The organism is Psychromicrobium xiongbiense, from assembly GCF_030271165.1.
In the GTDB taxonomy this organism is placed as follows: Bacteria; Actinomycetota; Actinomycetes; order Actinomycetales; family Micrococcaceae; genus Renibacterium; species Renibacterium xiongbiense.
In genome coordinates this window covers 1-17,417 of record NZ_JASSZH010000049.1, presented here as the reverse complement: position 1 = coordinate 17,417, position 17,417 = coordinate 1, and the positions used below count along the sequence as shown (strand labels likewise).

The 17,417-nt window shown below is 65.0% G+C and carries 15 protein-coding genes; 10 read left to right on the top strand and 5 right to left on the bottom strand.

Going from position 1 to position 17,417, the window contains the following annotated elements:
* Positions 1-235 precede the first annotated feature (235 nt).
* The 4 genes from QQM37_RS14125 to QQM37_RS14110 all read left to right on the top strand — a co-directional run bounded on the left by QQM37_RS14125 (position 236) and on the right by QQM37_RS14110 (position 5,487).
* Complete coding sequence (locus QQM37_RS14125) at positions 236-1,231, top strand: hypothetical protein (RefSeq protein WP_285728256.1); 996 nt, start codon at positions 236-238, stop codon at positions 1,229-1,231.
* Positions 1,224-2,180 carry a hypothetical protein gene (locus QQM37_RS14120; protein WP_285728255.1) on the top strand — a complete coding sequence of 319 codons (957 nt, stop codon included), beginning with the start codon at positions 1,224-1,226 and terminating at the stop codon, positions 2,178-2,180. Before QQM37_RS14125 ends, QQM37_RS14120 begins: the two co-directional genes overlap by 8 nt.
* 93 nt (positions 2,181-2,273) lie before the next feature.
* A complete protein-coding gene (locus QQM37_RS14115) occupies positions 2,274-3,224 on the top strand; it encodes a D-alanyl-D-alanine carboxypeptidase family protein (RefSeq protein WP_285728254.1) in 951 nt (316 codons plus the stop codon).
* A gap of 154 nt (positions 3,225-3,378) precedes the next feature.
* Entirely contained in the window at positions 3,379-5,487 is a 2,109-nt protein-coding gene (locus QQM37_RS14110) for a phosphocholine-specific phospholipase C (RefSeq protein ID WP_285728253.1), read from the top strand.
* A gap of 113 nt (positions 5,488-5,600) precedes the next feature.
* On the opposite strand, the gene QQM37_RS14105 is transcribed toward QQM37_RS14110, so the two are convergent.
* Positions 5,601-6,038: a VOC family protein gene (locus tag QQM37_RS14105; RefSeq protein ID WP_285728252.1), complete on the bottom strand. Its 438-nt coding sequence runs from the start codon at positions 6,036-6,038 to the stop codon at positions 5,601-5,603.
* Positions 6,039-6,093: 55 nt separating this feature from the next.
* Here QQM37_RS14105 and QQM37_RS14100 point away from each other — a divergent pair, with 55 nt between their 5' ends.
* The 3 genes from QQM37_RS14100 to QQM37_RS14090 all read left to right on the top strand — a co-directional run bounded on the left by QQM37_RS14100 (position 6,094) and on the right by QQM37_RS14090 (position 7,904).
* Positions 6,094-6,723, top strand: a complete 630-nt coding sequence (locus tag QQM37_RS14100; RefSeq protein ID WP_285728251.1) for a GNAT family N-acetyltransferase — start codon at positions 6,094-6,096, stop codon at positions 6,721-6,723.
* Position 6,724: 1 nt separating this feature from the next.
* Positions 6,725-7,300 (top strand): GNAT family N-acetyltransferase, encoded by a 576-nt coding sequence (locus QQM37_RS14095; RefSeq protein WP_285728250.1) that lies wholly within the window; start codon positions 6,725-6,727, stop codon positions 7,298-7,300.
* A 145-nt stretch (positions 7,301-7,445) separates the two neighbouring features.
* The gene (locus tag QQM37_RS14090) at positions 7,446-7,904 is read left to right on the top strand and encodes an FAD-dependent monooxygenase (protein WP_285728249.1); all 459 of its coding nucleotides are present in this window, start codon (positions 7,446-7,448) and stop codon (positions 7,902-7,904) included.
* Positions 7,905-8,025: 121 nt separating this feature from the next.
* Here the strand turns inward: QQM37_RS14090 and QQM37_RS14085 are convergent, their stop codons facing one another.
* Both QQM37_RS14085 and QQM37_RS14080 read right to left on the bottom strand, forming a co-directional pair.
* Positions 8,026-10,227 (bottom strand): S9 family peptidase, encoded by a 2,202-nt coding sequence (locus tag QQM37_RS14085; protein WP_285728248.1) that lies wholly within the window; start codon positions 10,225-10,227, stop codon positions 8,026-8,028.
* 82 nt (positions 10,228-10,309) lie between these two features.
* Complete coding sequence (locus tag QQM37_RS14080) at positions 10,310-10,813, bottom strand: GNAT family N-acetyltransferase (RefSeq protein WP_285728247.1); 504 nt, start codon at positions 10,811-10,813, stop codon at positions 10,310-10,312.
* Between the two features lie 158 nt (positions 10,814-10,971).
* Here QQM37_RS14080 and QQM37_RS14075 point away from each other — a divergent pair, with 158 nt between their 5' ends.
* Positions 10,972-11,787 (top strand): MBL fold metallo-hydrolase, encoded by an 816-nt coding sequence (locus QQM37_RS14075; protein ID WP_285728246.1) that lies wholly within the window; start codon positions 10,972-10,974, stop codon positions 11,785-11,787.
* Positions 11,788-11,839: 52 nt separating this feature from the next.
* Here QQM37_RS14075 and QQM37_RS14070 read toward each other — a convergent pair whose 3' ends face one another.
* Both QQM37_RS14070 and QQM37_RS14065 read right to left on the bottom strand, forming a co-directional pair.
* Positions 11,840-13,192 (bottom strand): acyltransferase family protein, encoded by a 1,353-nt coding sequence (locus tag QQM37_RS14070; protein WP_285728245.1) that lies wholly within the window; start codon positions 13,190-13,192, stop codon positions 11,840-11,842.
* A gap of 126 nt (positions 13,193-13,318) precedes the next feature.
* Positions 13,319-14,233 (bottom strand): phosphatase PAP2 family protein, encoded by a 915-nt coding sequence (locus QQM37_RS14065; RefSeq protein WP_285728244.1) that lies wholly within the window; start codon positions 14,231-14,233, stop codon positions 13,319-13,321.
* Between the two features lie 92 nt (positions 14,234-14,325).
* Between QQM37_RS14065 and QQM37_RS14060 the strand changes: the two genes are divergently transcribed.
* On the top strand, positions 14,326-15,375 hold the full coding sequence (locus QQM37_RS14060) for an o-succinylbenzoate synthase (RefSeq protein ID WP_285728243.1): 1,050 nt from the start codon (positions 14,326-14,328) through the stop codon (positions 15,373-15,375).
* A 16-nt stretch (positions 15,376-15,391) separates the two neighbouring features.
* Entirely contained in the window at positions 15,392-17,173 is a 1,782-nt protein-coding gene (gene menD, locus QQM37_RS14055; protein WP_285728242.1) for a 2-succinyl-5-enolpyruvyl-6-hydroxy-3-cyclohexene-1-carboxylic-acid synthase, read from the top strand.
* Positions 17,174-17,417 lie beyond the last annotated feature (244 nt).

The following is a 17,417-nucleotide window of genomic DNA, read 5'->3' as shown; positions in this document are numbered from 1 at the left end:
GTCGGAGTGTTAAGCCCCAGGCCTTTCACAGATCTACCGTGCTGGTGAAACCGAGCTTCCTACACTGACAACATCGGATGCGAACCGTCAATGGTGTTCACCCAGACAGGGTTCCGTGGGGCAGCATCCACGCCGATACATCGGCCCGGCAGCGCCTGGGGAGCGCAGCCGGGCCGATTCAACGCCAGAAGTGTCGGCCTGGACCGGCCTTCTGTGGCCGCGCTAGCATTGACCTGTGTCTACGGGGGAACATGCAGAAGTGGGCGAGCCTGCCCAGGCGTCTGCGCCACGCACTGAGTTGCGGCCTGAGGCCGAGGTTTCACAGCGGTTTGCCGATGCCCTCCGTGCGGCCCTCGAGTTACGCAACATGCCGCTCACCAGGTTGCGCGATAGCCTCGCGGACCGCGGAAATCCGGTGTCCCTGGCCACCTTGAGTTATTGGCGTTCCGGCACGCGCCAGCCGGATCCGGTGCTCCGCAAGGAGGTCATCGCGGACATCGAAGAGATCCTTGCTCTGGAGGAAGGGGATTTGGTCCGCCTCGCAGTGAAGCCACGTGATGTGGGCCAGGTCCCACCCGCAGCCCGTCACCTTCCGACGCTCGAGCATGGCGGTGATCGAATTCAGTCAGTGCTTGATGCGAAGCAAGCACTCAATGGCCCGGCCGATGATACGTTCCGTATGCTTTCTGTCCAGATGACGACGGACGTCGGGGCCGAGGGGCTCCCCATCGCAGCCACCTGTCAGTTCCTCCTGCAGTGTGTCAAAGGTACGCTCACTCACCACGTGTTATGCGTTGCTCCTGCTGGAGAGATTGAGCGTCCGATGGTGATTGACGTGGTGGGCGGAGGTGCCGTGGTCGATCAGTACCTCAGCCCGCAGTGTACCGTCCAGGCGGTGTCAATTGAGCTTGACCGCACCCTGGAGGTGGGTGAGTCGCTCATGCTGGAGATTCGCGTGGACATGGTGCCTGAGGGGTCGTCTGGGAACCCATTTGGCCAGTTCATGACGGTCCCTGCCTATCACCTGGCCCACAAAGTGGCGAATTGGATCCGGTTTGATCCACGCAGAATCCCGGACTGGTTTGAGGAGGTGGACGTGACTCCCGATGGCGAGCAGCGCCGGGCTCGGGTGCTCGACACCCCAACCTCTATCCACCAGGTACGGTGGAACTTCGGACCCGGCAGCGTGACGCTGCACTGGGGTTATGGCGAGCCGCCGGGCCATGAGTAGCAAGGCCATGCTGGAGGGCGAGGTTCCGGGGGCATTTGCCGAGGCCTTCCGCGGCGCCCTCGATTCGCGGGGACTGCCGCTCACGCGGCTGCGGGAGCGGCTCATGGCCCGCGGCAACCCGATCTCCTTAGCGACGTTGAGCTACTGGCGATCCGGCGCACGGCAGCCGGATCCGGTACTCCGTAGGGAGGTAATCGCTGATATCGAAGAGATTCTTGCGCTGAACGCTGGCGATTTGGCAGGGTTCGCGGCTCGGGCCTCTCCCGGAAATCAATTGCCACCGATGGCCCGCCAATTCCCCACACTCGACAACGCGGCAGATCCGGCTCGGGCGTTCCTTGAAGCAAAACAGGCACTCAACGGTCCGCCGGATGATTCGCTGAGGATCACCTCCTTCCAGATCGTCACGGACGTCGGGCTGGACGGACTTCTGGCCAGAAGCACTTTCCATTTCCTGGTGGAGTGCATCAAAGGAACCCTCGATCGGTTCGTCTTCTCCATCGTTCCCGACAAAGCAGATTTCGAGCCGCTCATCCTCGAGGTATTGGGTGGCGGAACGGTGATTGACCGGTACCTCAGCCCTCACCGCACGGTTCAAGCGGTGTCAGTTGAGCTTGACCGTCCGCTGGACGTTGGCGAGTCGGCGATGGTTGCGATCCAACTCGAGGTGCCCTCTGACGGGGCGTTCAACAATCCTTTCGAGCGGGTGGTAGCCGCTCCTGCCTATCATCACAGTCATAAGTTGGTGAACTGGGTCCGATTCGACCCCCGCAATGTCCCGGACTGGTTTGAGGAAATTGAGATCATCGGGGGAGTGGAGCGACGCAGCCCGCGTTGGCTGGACGCCTCGGCCTCCATACATTTGGTGCGGTGGAACTTCGGCCCCGGTAGCGTGACGCTGCGGTGGGGGTACGGTGAACCGCCAGATGCCGGTGGCAGTCCGGGCTGAGCCGGGTCGGCGCTTGCCCACGGACGGACACCTGTTGCTGAGCTGATGCACAGCCGGAATGGGGCGCGGACACTCGCTTCCTAGCGTGGAAGCATGAGAATTCGCAACAGGTTTCTGGTCCTTCTGGCGCTGACACTGCTGCTGCTCAGCGGTTGCACGACGGCGGGCCTCCCGGGCAGCGCCAGCTCCCCGGCAGGGTTCGCGGTGGACTGGCCCTCCTCAGCGGCTGGCATCATGGTGCAGGGCAGTGGCGAGCCGCTGACCGACCGACCGGGCCAGCAGCCGGTTCCCACAGCCAGCACCGCCAAAGTCATCATGGCCCTCACCGTGCTGAAAAAGTACCCGCTTGCACTGCACGAACCCGGGCTGAAGGTCGCGATGACCGATGTTGACGTCAGGCTTTACGACCGTTACCGGGCAGCACAGGGGACCGTTTTCCCGGTCTACATGGGCATGGTGCTCACCGAATATGACCTGTTGCGCGCTGCACTGCTTCCTTCGGCCAACAACATCGCCGATTCGTTGGCGCTCTGGGCCTTCGGCTCCCTGGACGCCTACCGACAGGCGGCACAACGGACGGTGGCTGACTTAGGGATGAACTCCACCCAGATCGGCCCGGATGCGAGCGGATACGATCCGGCCACGACCAGTACCGTGCGCGACCTGACCATCCTGGCCGGTGCCGCCATGCGCTCCCCGGTGATTGCCGACATCGTGCGCCAGCCGAGCGCCGATCTGCCAGGTGGCCGGGTGACCAATACCAACACCCTGCTGGGCTCGCAGGGGGTGATCGGGCTGAAGACCGGAACCAGCCCACAGGCCAGAGGGGTGTTCCTCTTTGCCGCCAACGTCACCTTGGGAGGTAGAGAGCAGCTGGTGGTGGGGGCCGTTCAGGGTGCGGGTGAGACGTCGAAAGACGCGATGCAGGAAGCAGCCGCACTGCTGGCCTCGCTCCGTGACAGCAGCACGCAGTCTGAAAGGCCTATGAAAGGCGGAACCGCATCGAGCAAAGTCCTGATGTTTCTGGATGGCAGCTGTGAATAGTGGCCTTCGGCGCGGAAATATCACGGTGATGAACTCAAGTTTGTCTGATGTTTTCTTCCTTGTTACCAAACCGCGATCTAGTGGAATCGACCTGGGGACGGGGACCTTGGGACAGCACAGACCGAGCACACCAACGCCGTAGGAGGCGAACAACGTGGGAAACATCAGCCGTAGAACAGTCCTGGGTGCCGCAGCAGCACTCGCAGGAGGGCTCGCACTGCCGGGCGCGATGGCCAAGGCCTACGCCATTGAGCCGAACGTACGTACCGGAACCATCCAGGACGTCGAGCACGTCGTCATCCTGATGCAGGAAAACCGCTCCTTTGACCACTATTTCGGCACCATGAACGGGGTTCGCGGTTTCGGTGATCCCCGGCCGTGGAAGCTGCCCAATGGCAACGACGTCTGGCATCAGCCGACCGCCAAGGTCAAGGGCAGCCACTATCACTCGCGGGGACTCGCTGCTGATGCCACGTTCGTCCTGCCTTTCGACATCGATTCGGTGCGCACCAGCGAGAACATCGACGGGACCAACCACGGCTGGAGCAGCGGTCACCTCGCCTGGAACCAGGGCCGTCACGATGAGTGGGTGAACCAGAAGCAGGATCCGCTGACCATGGCGTACCTCACCGAAAAAGAGAACAGCTACCATCGCGCCCTGGCGAACGCCTTCACCGTCTGCGATGCCTACTTCTGCTCGATTCACGCGGACACGGCGCCCAACCGGGTCTACCTCTGGTCCGGGACCATCGATGCCCAGAACACCATGGGCAGCAAGCCCAACGGGCCTGGTCTGGGCGAACGTGGCGGGCACAACGGCTACACCTGGAAGACCTACCCGGAGCGTCTGGAAGCCAAGGGAATCTCCTGGAAGGTCTATCAGGGTGGCACCGGAATCCCTGGGGATGCCACTGATAACTACACGGACAATTCACTGGAGTTCTTCGCGAACTTCCAGCTCGCTGAAGGCGGCTCGCCGAACCTGATCGCTAAGGGCGCCTCCAACCACACGCTGGCGGAACTCAAGACCGACGTGCAGTCTGGCAGTCTCCCCGCAGTCTCCTGGGTCGTTGCGCCCTACAAATATTCGGAGCACCCCTCGGCCTCGCCCACGGACGGCGCCATCTACATCGACACCGTGCTGGAGGCGCTCACCTCGGATCCCGAGGTCTGGGCCAAAACCGTGTTCATTCTCAACTACGACGAGAACGACGGCTTCTTCGATCACGTCGTACCGCCCATGCCCCCGTTGAAGAACGCTCAGGGCAGCGATGGGATGGTGTCGGCATCGTTGGCGTCATCGTTGCCCCAGGAAATTCTGGATCTGGATCTGCACCCCGGCGAAGCCAGCCCGTTGATTCCAGGCGCGGACCCGCTGGGCAAGCAGCCCATCGGGCTGGGGCCGCGCGTTCCGCTGGTGCTGATTTCGCCCTGGACCAAGGGCGGCTGGGTCTGCTCCGAAGTCTTCGATCACACCTCGGTGCTCCGTTTCCTCGAAAAGCGATTCGGCATTGAAGAGACCAATATCAGTGCCTGGCGCCGGTCGACCTGTGGCGACCTGACCTCCGCCTTCAACTTCGCTCAGCCCTCGATTGCACCGGAGAGCTTCACCCGGCCGCAGCACATCAAGGGTCAGGGCCAGCCGTTCAGCGTTCCTGCTCAGCAGCAGATGCCCCGGCAGGATCAGGGGCAGCGCCCGGCCCGACCGCTGGGCTACCGTTTTGGGGTGGCTGTGGCCTCAGTGACGGCGACTTCGGTGGCATTGACCCTGAAGAACGAGGGCAGCATCGGTTGCTACTTCTACATCCGCAACAACAACGCTCCGGCCGATGCGCCGAGGCGCTACCAGATCGCTGCGGGCGAATCGGTCACCGATGTCTGGAACCATGCGGGGACCTATGGCCTCAGCATCTGGGGCGCCAACGGCTATCTGGCTGAAGTTGCCGGCGATGCCGCCCGGTCGGCACAGCAGGAAGTGACCCTGACGCTCAACCCGGCGGGTGAGGAGCTCAAGGCCACGCTCAGCAACGGCGGCTCCTCCGCGGCGACTTACTCGGTGGACAACAGCTACGACAAAAAGTCCGCCACCACGGTGACCGTCAAGGCAGGCCACAGTAAGGACATCCAGGTGAATCTGCAGGCCAGCCATGGCTGGTTTGATCTCACTGTCCAGGGCCAGGACGGGCTGAACTTCACTCGCCGGTACGCCGGGCACGCCGAGACCAAAAAGCCCAGCCTCACCGACCCGAAGATGGGGCAGTAAACCGCTAGGAGCCCTGACCGCGACTTCCGGGGCTGAGATGGTCGGGACGGTGCTCAGTGCACCGTCCCGACCGTTGTCGTTCCGGGGCCTCGCTGCAGAGCAACCAGGTTGACTCAGGACACGCAGAACTCGTTACCTTCAGGATCCGCCATCGTGTACCAACTGTGCGGGCCCTGGCTGGCCTCCCAGAGAAAGGTGGCACCGCGGGCTTCCAGCGCAGAACGGACGGCAGCCTTGTCCTCGCCCTGGAGATTGATATCCCAGTGCACGCGGTTCTTGGTGGTTTTAACCTCGCCAGCAGGAACGGTCTGGAACAGGATTCTGGCTGCGTTGGGTAGACCTTCCGGCGGGCGGATGGCCTGCCCGGCATTCCAGACGAGCATGCCGTGGTGGATCAGCGTATCCGCCTCGGTGGCGAAGCCCTGCGCGATCATTGAGCGGATGAACTCCTCATTGGAGGGTTCCACCGTCCAGCCCAGGGTCTCTGCCCACCAGTCGGCGAGCATATGCGGATCTTCGGCATCGACAGCAATCTGCAGTGAGTAGCTCATCGCCTCAGGCTAAGCCTGGGCCCTGACAAAATACAGATCCTCTTAGACTGGCTTTGTGAACAAGACACCTCCTGCTCTGATCCAGCCCACCCCGCGGTTTCAGCCCGTGACACTGACCGGACGCTTCGTCCAACTGGAGCCACTCAGCCTGGATCACCATGATGACCTGGTGGAGGCCGTGCGCGACGGCGAGTTGTGGAACCTCTGGTACACCCGGATCCCCAAGCCGGAGGGCATGCGGGCCGAGATCGAGCGCCGGCTGAGCCTGCAGGAACAGGGGTCCATGCTGCCGTTCGCCACCCGACGGCTTAGCGACGGCAAGGTCATCGGCATGACCACCTACTGCAATATCGATGTGGCGACTCCACGGTTGGAGATCGGCTACACCTGGAACGCGCGGAGCGCCCAGAGCAGTGGAACCAATCCGGATTCCAAGCTCCTCCTGTTGCAGCATGCCTTCGAGACTCTGGGGTGTGTGGCCGTGGAGTTCCACACGCACTGGATGAACCAGCAGTCACGGGACGCCATTGCCCGGCTGGGCGCTAAGCAGGATGGCGTGCTCCGCTCGCATCTGCGAATGCCGGACGGCACGGTGCGGGACACGGTGGTCTTTTCGATCATCGCCTCAGAATGGCCCATGGTGCGGTCCGCACTGGAATATCGACTCAACAAGCCGCGCGGCTGAGGTGCCTGAGGCTCAGGACGCCTTCCTGCGGCCCTGGTTAGCGCACGATGCCGACCAGGTAACGGCCGTTTTTGAGGTCGCGGACATGTCGAGCCAGGGTGGTCCGATGACACTGGAACAAGTGCGGACCTGGATCCAGACCCGGGCGTGGCACCCGGAGTCCACATCGCTCAGCCTGGCGATCTGCCGGGCTGATCCCGATGCCTCCGACGAGGACTCAGATGAGGGCCGGGCGGTGGGGGAAGTCCGGATCAGTCAGCTGGAATCCCGTCATCACACCGGGTGGGTCTCCTACTGGGTGGCGCCGGAAGCCCGCGGAATGGGGCTTGCCACCAGCGCAGTCGTGACGCTCTGCGGCTGGGTATTCCAGCATACTGACGTGGTCAGGCTGGAACTGGGGCATCGAGTCAACAACCCTGCTTCGGGGACGGTCGCGGTGCGGGCCGGGTTCATCCAGGAGGGGCTGGAACGGCAGAAGCTGGAGTACGGATCGGAGCGGTTCGACGTCGCGGTGTACTCGCGTCTGCGCTCCGATCCGCAACCGCGGGCCAGCCCGCTGCCGCTGGTTCTTCCTTAGTTTTCTCCGGACATCTGCCCGGACCCGGCTCCGCATCATCTGACGGCAGGTGGGCTCGGCAGCCAGCTCGAAGGCGGCGTGACTACGGGCCCGTCGTTCCGAGGGGTGCGCGGTCGCGGACTGCCGCGGATGGCTGCGCGAGCTCATGGCGGGTGATGCGGGTCCTGCTGCACGGATCCTTGACGCAGCTCCGGGCCCTCTGACCGGCTGGACGACCTACGACATGCCCGTCGTGGAGCATTGGCACGACGGGCAGGGGCGGATGGTGCTCGTCGGCGATGCCGCGCATGCGACCTCGCCCTCCGCCGGGCAGGGCGCGGCAATGTCCCTCGAAGACGTGGTCATCCTCGCCCAGTGCCTCCGCGACTGCCCGACGCCCTCCCCCGCGTTCGAGCTCTATGTCTCGTTGCGCCGGGAGCGCGTCGAGAAGATCGTCGCGCATGGCCGCCGCAGCTCGAATCAGAAGGCAGCTGGACTCGTCGGGCGCATCATCCGCGACGTTATGCTCCCGATGATCTTCGGTCGCGCAGCCCGCGATGGGGGCGAGTCGATGATGTGGCTCCAGGGGCACCACATCGACTTCAGCGCCGACGTCACAGCGTAGCTGGAAGATCCCCGCTTGTCTCAGTGATCGACGTGGGTGCACGAATCGCCGACTTGCCGTCAGATGATGCGGCTAAACCGCCACCTTAGTCGCATCATCTGACGGCAAGTGGGCCCGTAACCTACCCGGTGACGAGCTCCGTGGCGCCCAGGGCATCCGCCAGAAAGGCGTAATCCCAGGCCCTGGTCTTCCACCCTTCGTACCGTCCGGATGCTCCTCCGTGGCCGCCATCGAGCTCAATTTTGAGCACAATAGGCTCCGAACCCGTGGTGACCTCACGCAGCACCTGCACCCACTTGGCCGGCTCCACGTACAGCACGCGGGTGTCGTTGAGGCTGGTCACGGCGGCGATCTTCGGGTAGGCGACGGACCGCACGTTTTCGTAGGGGCTGTACTCCTTCATGTACTGGTACACCTCAGCATCCGTGATCGGATTTCCCCATTCCTCCCACTCCAGCGCGGACAACGGGAGCTCCGGATCTAGGATCGAGGTGAGCGCATCCACAAAGGGCACCTGCGCCAGCACAGCCGCATACTTTTCCGGCGCCAGGTTCAGGACCGCACCCATCAGGAGCCCGCCCGCGGAACCGCCCATGGCGGCAATCCGCTGCGGATCGGCCCACCCGGAGGTGGCCAGCCAGTCGGTGGCCGCCACAAAATCGGTGAAGGTGTTCTTCTTCGTCAGCTTCTTGCCGTCCTCATACCAGGCACGGCCCAGCTCGCCACCTCCGCGGATGTGCGCAATGACAAAGACGATCCCGCGATCCAGCAGGGAGAGTCGCGGCACGGCGAAGCCCGGGTCCATGCTGGCTTCGTAGCTGCCGTAGCCGTAGATCACCGCTGGATGGGACGCATCGCGCGCCAGATCCGCCCGGCGAATCACGGAGAGCGGAATCCGGGTCCCGTCGCTGGCCGTCGCCCATTCGCGTTCGGCCACATAGTCCGCCGGGTCATAGCCGCCGAGCACCGGCGTCTCTTTACGCAGCACCAGCTCACCCGATGCCAGGACATAGTCGTACAGCCGCGGCGGCGTGACAAAAGAGGTGTAGCTGAGCCGGATCAGCGGGGCCCGGTACTCGGTCCAGGCCAGCTCCACGGTGCTCAGTTCCTCCTCAAACTCCGGGCGAAGGAAAGCCTCGGAATCAGGGGTACCGCTTTCCAGGACGGCCAGCGGAAGGACCAGCACCTTCTCCGTGGTGTCCTGCCGAACCGAGATGAAAGCATGGTGCTTCGTGGAGGCCGTGCCATTGACTCGCACGGTGTCCCGATGCGCCAGCACGGTGAGCCACTGTTGCTCGGCCAGTGGTTTGCTCAGCTCAGCCCGGTCCACCAGCGAGACCATGGAGTTCTGCGCTGCCCGGTTGTGGGTGATCATCAACTGGGCCCGTTCGGCCACAGTGACCGGGTCGACGTCGTAGAGCACCCTTTCGCTGCGCGGAATCACCATCTGCAGGCCTGCCGCCCGGTCCGCAAAGTCCAGCAGCCGGGTTTCGCTGTATTCGGAGCAGCCGACCGACACTAACAGGGTGTTCCGGTCGCTGGAGAGCTCAAAACCGGTCCACAGGCCCGGATCGTCCTCCTGGAAGAGCACCAGATCCTCCGCCGGATCGGTACCCAGCCGGTGCGATTTCACCTGATAAGGCCGCCAGGAATCATCCACCACGGTGTAGAACAGCTCGGTGCCGTCGGGGGAGAAGGCCAGCCCGTAGAAGATGTTCTCCACCGTGTCCGGCAGTAGCTCCCCGGTCGACAAGTCCTTGATGTGTAGCGTGAACCGCTCATCCCCGGCGTTGTCCACCGCATAGGCCAGCAGTCGATGATCCCTGGTGAGCGCCTGTCCGCCCAGGGCAAAGAAGGGCTGGCCCTCCGCCTCGACATTTCCGTCCAGCAGAATCTCTTCCCCGGGGACGGGTTGACCGGCGATGACGACCGGCGGCGTCCAGTCGGCCGTCAGGTCGCCGGTGTTCTGGGCTGGCACGCGGCAATGGATGGCGTACTGCTGCCCCTCCACCATGCGCACGTAATACCACCAGTCATCACGACGGTAGGGGACGGAGAGATCCGTCTCCTGAGTGCGGCCCTTGATCTCCTGGAAGATCGCCTCGCGCAGGGGCTCCTGGCCCGCCGTCACGTCATCCGTGTACGCCTGCTCCGCGGTCAGATGGGCCAGAACCTCGGGGCTGTCCTTATCGCGCAGCCATTCGTAGGAGTCCACAAAGGTATCGCCGTGGTGCTCACGCAGCTGGGGGACCTTGGCGGCCCGAGGGGCCTGGGCGGCGGGCGTTGGCGGGGTCGAGGGGGTTGCGGCCGCAGGAATCGTCATGCTGCGAGCCTACCGGGAGGTCTCTGCCGAACCCGCTCAGCTTGTCCCAGAGCGAAATTTCATCTCAGAGCGAGTGTGGCGGTCAGGGTGCCTTTGGAGTGCCGAGCGCATGCTCGAAGTAGTGTTGCTGCTCATCGGTCCGGATCAGGGAGAACCCGCAGCGCAACAGCACCGCTTGGGAGGCCACGTTGTCCGCATCGGTCACGGCCTGGACCCGTCGGGCGCCTGCGGCCCGCGCGATCTCCAGCGTCGCGGTGAGCGCCGCGGTGGCCAGCCCCCGGCCACGCGCCGAGGGCACCAGTCCGTAACCCAGGGTGACTGCGCCGTCATCGTCCGGTGGCCCAAAGAAGCCGATGCCGCCCACCGCCACGCCATCGGACGCCCGCCGAATTCGGTAGAGACCAAAGGCTTCGGGAACCCGCGGCCCGCTCGCGAGGAAAAACCGCAGGGCATTGAGCTCATCGGCCCAGGGATAGTCTGCGGCCCATAGCTCGCCCGGCGCAGGAGTGCCTGCCAGGATCCGCTCGGCGGCCGGAACGTCCAGCAGGTCCAGCACCGCCCTTTCCGGGCGCTCGGCATCGGGCATGGTGCTCCTCACTTCCCTGGGGATTTCGAAGGGGATTTTGTAGGGACTCCGCAGGGGTGAGCTCAGCGTAGTCGAGGCGATGCGCTTCATGAGGTGTGGTGTGCTGCACAATAATGGTTGACGTTGGTAGCGCGGAACCCCCAGAAGGATGGCAGACGATGGCGGAATGGCAAGAACTCGGTCCCGGTCACTATGTCCTCTCCACTCCGGGAGAACTGCTCAACACCGGGCTGGTCGTTGGAACGGACCGTGCCCTGGTGATCGATACCGGCTGCGGGCCCCGTCAGGCGGGCCAGATTCTCGCTGACGTCCGGGAAGTGACTGCGCTGCCGCTCGTCGTCGTCAACACCCACGCCCACTACGACCACTTCTTCGGCAATGCGCTGTTCGCCGCTCACGGGGTCACCGAGTTCTGGGCGCATGAGCGATCCGCTGCCATCATCGCAGAGCAGGGCGAGCGGAAGCGTCGCTTCGTCAACGCAGAGTTCGAGCCGGAGATGGCTGCCGGTGCCGGTGACGACGTGGAGATCGTGGTCCCGCAGGCGCTGGTCCGCGATCAGCCGGTGCTGGTGGATCTGGGCGGCATCATCGCCACGCTGTTCTATCTGGGCCGCGGGCACACCGACGGCGACCTCCTGGTGGGTACGCCCCTGGCGGTATTCGTCGGAGACCTGGTGGAGGAGGGCGGCCACCCCAACTTTGAGGATTCCTACCCGATCGCCTGGGCCGATACCCTGCGCCAGCTCTCCGCGCTCCGGCATCGCTATGAGTTCCTGGTGCCCGGGCATGGCCGCCCAGTCGGCGACGATTTTGTGCGGGCCATGGCCAACACCATGTCCACCGCGGTCCGGACTGCACTGGCCGCGCGCCGCGAGAGCCCGGACGATGCCACCAAGGCCATCCCGATCCTGCCCTACGGGCCGGAACAGTCCCGCTGGTTCATGGTGCGCCTACACGAAGAGTCCCGCGGCTGAACCGCGGGACTCTTCAACGGTAGTTCCTGGAACCTGAGGTTCAGATGCCTGTTCAGGCGCTGACGATCCTGGCAGGCCAGCGCAGATCACGGACCAGGAACAGTGCCGCCACCAGACCCAGTAGCCCCCAGAGCACATTGTCCAGATTGAGGCCCTCCCGCAGAACGGCGAACGGGCCAGCGGTCGCGAGCAGCGTGGCCAGTACGACCAGCCACAGCGACGGTGCCGTGGTTCCAGGGCGAAGCGTGGTCGGTGCCAGCTCCAGCCGGGTGAGCGGGCGGGTGACCAGCAGCACCACACCGAAGGCTGCCAGATAGAACAGGGGACGGCTCAGCCACCACCCTGCGCTCCCGGGTTCGGGGAAGGGCAGCCCGACCAGGAGCGCCACGCCGAACATCGCGATGATCAGCGGTAGATGCCAGAGATAGATCGTCATGGACCGGCTGCCCACCACATACATCACCTTCTGGACCGCGGACTGGCGAGTCAGCCAGTTCAGTGCCGGGTAGCAGAGCACCACGAGGCAGATCTGGGCCAGGCCGATCAGGACGAGCGGCATCATGGGTGGGTTCTCAGCGGAGAGCATGTCCACCGGGTAGGGGCCGCCGTGGGTGAGAGGAATGAGCAGCAGATAGCAGCTGAGGGCGACTGCGGCCAGCTGCCAGCGTCGCATCCGGCTGAACAGGCCATCGGCGTAGAAGAACCCCAGCTGCTGGACCAACGACCAGAGGAACACCATATTGAGCAGCCCCCAGGCCTCCTGCCCCGTGCTGAAACGCACCAGATCCACGATGACGGAGGCGGCCAGCAGCGTCAGGGCGGTCAGCCAGCGTGCACGTTCGTGGCAGGCGGCCAGCACCGGGACCAGCAGCTGGCAGATCAGGTAGGCGGCGAGGAACCACAGTTGCACCCCGGAGCCGACGGCGATGGCCTTCAACAGATCGGTGGGTGCTCCGGCGAAATACGCCGTCCAGAGCGCCACGGCGAGGAAGGCGTACAGTGCCACGGTCGGCCGGACCAGGCGCAGCAGCCGGGCGCGCAGATAGCTGGCTGCGACAGTGGAAGTGGGGACGACATCGGGCGCGTGCTGGGCTGCTTTTCTTTGGGCTGAGCGCCAGGAGGTGAGCGAGGCAAAACCGCCCACGACGAAGAACAGCGGCATGACCTGGCCCCACCAGGTGCCCTGGGCAAACCAGGTGATGTCGGTCAATGGATTGACGATCGTGATGCCGCCCTTGACGCTGATGCCGATCATCAGCAGGTGCACTGCGACGACCGCGAACATGCAGCCGACGCGGACCAGATCGACGACCAGATCGCGACCGGCAGGCAGCGCTGCAATGGCCGAGGGGCTGGTGTTCGTTCGGGCCGGGACTGCCCGACGCAGGGTGGGGGTGGTGCGCATGGGTCCTCCTGAATCGAATAAACACATCAATGAGCTAAACAATAATGCCATTTGATGGTTTATCAAGAGTCCGGTGGAATTCAGGCGTAACGATTCGATGACGGGCTGGTGCGGCGGAGTGGCTGCTCAGACGCTGTGCAGCGCACGGGTGCGGCTGGCGTGTGACCCATCCGCGCCGCGCCGGGTGGTCGCCCCGAACAGCACCGTGGCGCCGACCGAGAGCAGATAGCCGACGATGACGACCAGGGCCAGTCCAGCCCAGAAATACTGAGTAGTGGGCTCGGTGGCATGGCCGGACAGCGGCCACACCACGATCAACGATCCCAGGGCGCTCAGTACCCCGAGGGCGGTGCACAATGCAGGCCAGAACCGTGAGGCTGCCCAGAACGATCCATAACCTCGCCAGGCGTTCCGGGCATCCTTTCCGTGCACCATGAACCAGCCGGCCGCCGACCCCCAGGCGGCCACCACCAGAAACGCCGCCACAATATCCGCGGGCCGGTGCCATTGATTGACCAGGGTGGATCCGCCAGCCACGATCGAGAAACTGCCGCCGAGGAAGGCGATCAGCGGGCGCCATCGGGGGCTTGCCACCAGGAACACGGCGGTGGCGGCACTTGCGGCCAGGGTGCTGTGGCCGGAGGGCAGCGAGTTGAAGTCAAGGGTGAGGATGCCCCGGTCCGGGCGTTCCGGCAACAGAGCCTTGATCACCTGGGTAGTCACATCGGCACCGACCATGGACACCACGGCCACCAGAGCTGCCAACCATCGGCGCCGTACCGCGGAGATCAGCAGTACCGTGAGGCCGCCGACCACCAGCGACCCTACGGGGAGAGCATCCAGAAAGCTGGTGATCGGAGTCCCCAGCCTCTGATGGAACGCTGCAGCCTGAGACCAGGCCGACTCGTCGATGTACTGCCCGGTGGTGGTGTGGACAAAGAACATATAACACGCCACCAGGCTCGCAACACTCGCCAGAGCAGCAGCCACAAAAGGCAGCGGAGTGTGCAGCCATCTGCTGGTGATTCCCCGTTTCGCCATACTTCCACCCTACGGGAGGCCCGCTGTGGGTCTGCTGTTGCAGCGTCCCAGCTCTGTGCTGACTGGGTAACCGTTCGGCGTAGGCTCGATGCGTGAATGGTGCACCCACAGAGACTCCTCGGCCCGGATCTCTTCCCTCCTGGCCTCTTCCCTCCTGGGATGAACTGCAGCTGAGCGCCCGCGTCGTGGCGCTGCCGCTACGCACCCGCTTTCGCGGCATCGTGGTCCGGGAAGCCCTGCTGCTGCACGGTGTTGCGGGCTGGGCCGAGTTCTCACCCTTCGTGGAGTACGACGACGCCGAGGCGGTGCCGTGGCTTGCGGCTGCCCTGGAGGCGGGCTGGCGAGGGTTCCCCGCACCCGTGCGTCAGCAGGTGCCGGTCAACGCCACGGTGCCCGCGCTGCCCGCCGATCAGGTGGCGGAACTGCTGGCAGCCTACGGCGAAGTGAGCGCCGTCAAGGTCAAAGTGGCCGAACCGGGGCAGAGCCTGGCGGAGGAGCTGGACCGGCTGAGGGCTGTGCGCCGGGTGCTGCCCGATGCTGCCTTGCGCGTCGATGCGAATGCCGGGTGGAGCCATCACGAGGCGCTGGTGGCCCTACGACAGATGGCTGACTGCGGCCTGGAATATGCGGAGCAGCCGGTGGCTGGCATTGACGGGCTGGCGCGGCTGCGCGAAGCCCTGCACGCCGAGGGGTTGCCGGTACCCATAGCGGCCGATGAAAGCGTCCGGAAGGAAAGCGACCCGCTTGCTGTCGCCCGGGCCGGAGCCGCCGACCTTCTGGTGATTAAGGCTGCCCCGTTGGGCGGTGTGCGCCGGGCACTGGAGATCGTCGCTCAGGCGGGGCTGCCCGTCGTCGTGAGTTCTGCCCTGGACACCTCGGTGGGGCTGCGTGCCGGGCTGGCCCTTGCCGCGGCGCTGCCTGAGCTGCGCTACGCCTGCGGACTGGGCACCGGGACCCTGCTGGCGGCCGATGTGGTGCAGCAGCCGCTGCAGATGGAACGGGGAGTCCTCACTCTGCGGGAGGTGGCTGCCGATCCCGGGCTGTTGGAGCGCTATCAGGCCGATGCCGGTCGGCGCGACTGGTGGCTGGAGCGGTTGCGCCGGGTGCATGCCCTGCTGGTGGACCAAGGACTGAACGATTAACTGAAAGAATCAGGATATGTCTGTACCCGTTCCTGGACCCGGTTCCGAATCCGCCTCTCAGCCCCCTGCCGAGTCAGAGTCGCAGACGGCGGCCCGCGCCGTGGTGGTACTCCTGCTGGAGGCCGGTATCCGTCAGATGGTGGTCTGCCCGGGCTCACGGAATGCGCCGCTGCTGTACGCACTGGCCGAGGCGCCAGCGCTGGAAACCCTGGTCAGGATCGACGAGCGCAGTGCGGCGTTCACGGCTCTGGGCCTGGCGCTGGCGAGCGGACTGCCGACGCCGGTGATCACCACCTCGGGCACCGCAGCGGGGAACCTGCTGCCTGCGGTGATGGAAGCGCACCATGTGGGGGCCCCGCTGGTGGTCATTACGGCGGACCGGCCGGAGGAATTGCGCGGAACCGGTGCCAACCAGACCACGGATCAGGTGGATCTGTTCGGCTCGCACGTGCGGTTTGCTGCCGATTGCGCTGCGGGGGAGGACCCGCGGCCAGCCCTGCAGACTGCGCTCGATGCCGCCAGGGGCCTCCTGCGCGGGGTTCCCGCCGGGCCTGTCCATCTCAACCTGGCCTTCCGGGATCCGCTGGTACCCGCAGTGGGCGAACCGCCGACGCCGTACGCCGAGGTTCATCTCTCGAACCAGCTTTCGAGTGAGCAGGTATCCAGGGCTTCGGCACCCGCAGCGGACCGCGAAGTGCTGGACTCTCTGGAGGTTCTCCCACTCCGTCGCTCCGTGGTGATCGCCGGTCATGACGCCGGACCGCTGGCCGAGCAGTTTGCCCGGGACCTTGGACTGCCACTGTTGGCCGAGCCGTCCTCCGGGGCACGCTTCGGGCCCAACGCCATCGGGCCTTACCGGATGGCCCTTGCCTCCGCCTCGGGTCTGATCGACCGGGTCATCGTCTTCGGCCGGCCCACGCTCTCGCGTCCGGTGGCCGGCCTGTTGGCCGCTACGGGACTGCGCGGAGCCTCGGCGCTCTATCTGCCGACTCCGGTGGCCTGGTTTGAGCCCGGGAAACGCCGCGAGCAGATCTTCACCGGGCCGGAGAGTCTGCGGTCGCTGGTCGAATTTGCCGGGCGCGGCGAGGCCGGATGGCTGGAACAATGGCAGATCTGGGCGCTGGCTGCAGAATCGGCCATTGAGTCGGCACAGGAAGGCTTCGCCGACTCAGGGCTGACCGGCCTCGACGTCGCCCGGGCGGTATGGAAACACACCGACGGTCAGCTGTTTCTGGGCTCCTCCAACCCGATCCGGGACGTGGACCTGGTCGGAAGGCCTCGCACGGAGTCGCCGCGCGTTTTCGCCAATCGCGGCCTGGCCGGCATCGACGGCTCCGTCTCCACAGCCGAGGGAGTAGCCCTGGGCAGCGGAGCCCTGGCTGAGGGGCACATGTCCGCTGGTCAGGTCACACGGGCGCTGCTCGGCGATCTGACGTTCCTGCACGAATCGGGCGGTCTGCTGCTGCCGCGCGGGGAGCGGGTGCCAGATCTGCAGCTGGTGGTGCTCAACGATGCCGGAGGCGGGATTTTCAGCCTGTTGGAGCACGGCGCGCTGGGGGAGCAGGACGCCTACCGGCAGACAGTGGAACGCTTCTTCGGAACTGCCCAGGACGCCGATTTGGCTGCTATTGCAGCCGGTTACGGGGTCCGGCACCTGCTGGTGACTACCCAGGCGGAGCTGGATGAAGCACTGACGGCGCCGATCCAGGGCCGCAGTCTGCTGGAAGTGCGCACGGAGCGTTCCGCCCTGCGGCCCTTGCACGCACGGATCAGCGAGGCCGTGCCAGCCTTCAGCTGAAGGTTCGCTTCATCTGAACACTGGGGGGACGGAGTGAGGGTTTGTGGGGGAGGGCCCGGTCGGGGGCGATCGGTGTCTTTCGGGCTGCGGGCGACGCCGATGGCGGATAGTTCTGGACACTGCTTTTTGACCCTCCGGATGCCGAGCTGTCATTCCACGCTGATTGAGAGCGCCGGTTTTTAGGTGCCGGTCTTAGGTGCCGGGGCAGCCCCAGGATGTGGGGTTTTGGGTGCAGGTGTCCTGG

Excerpts from the sequence above, each read along its gene's own strand:
- QQM37_RS14120 (WP_285728255.1), top strand. The coding sequence starts at position 1,224 with ATGAGTAGCAAGGCCATGCTGGAGGGCGAGGTTCCGGGGGCATTTGCC.
- QQM37_RS14115 (WP_285728254.1), top strand. The coding sequence starts at position 2,274 with ATGAGAATTCGCAACAGGTTTCTGGTCCTTCTGGCGCTGACACTGCTG.
- QQM37_RS14105 (WP_285728252.1), bottom strand. The coding sequence starts at position 6,038 with ATGAGCTACTCACTGCAGATTGCTGTCGATGCCGAAGATCCGCATATG.
- QQM37_RS14090 (WP_285728249.1), top strand. The coding sequence starts at position 7,446 with ATGGCGGGTGATGCGGGTCCTGCTGCACGGATCCTTGACGCAGCTCCG.
- QQM37_RS14085 (WP_285728248.1), bottom strand. The coding sequence starts at position 10,227 with ATGACGATTCCTGCGGCCGCAACCCCCTCGACCCCGCCAACGCCCGCC.
- QQM37_RS14080 (WP_285728247.1), bottom strand. The coding sequence starts at position 10,813 with ATGCCCGATGCCGAGCGCCCGGAAAGGGCGGTGCTGGACCTGCTGGAC.
- QQM37_RS14075 (WP_285728246.1), top strand. The coding sequence starts at position 10,972 with ATGGCGGAATGGCAAGAACTCGGTCCCGGTCACTATGTCCTCTCCACT.
- QQM37_RS14070 (WP_285728245.1), bottom strand. The coding sequence starts at position 13,192 with ATGCGCACCACCCCCACCCTGCGTCGGGCAGTCCCGGCCCGAACGAAC.
- QQM37_RS14065 (WP_285728244.1), bottom strand. The coding sequence starts at position 14,233 with ATGGCGAAACGGGGAATCACCAGCAGATGGCTGCACACTCCGCTGCCT.
- menD (WP_285728242.1), top strand. The coding sequence starts at position 15,392 with ATGTCTGTACCCGTTCCTGGACCCGGTTCCGAATCCGCCTCTCAGCCC.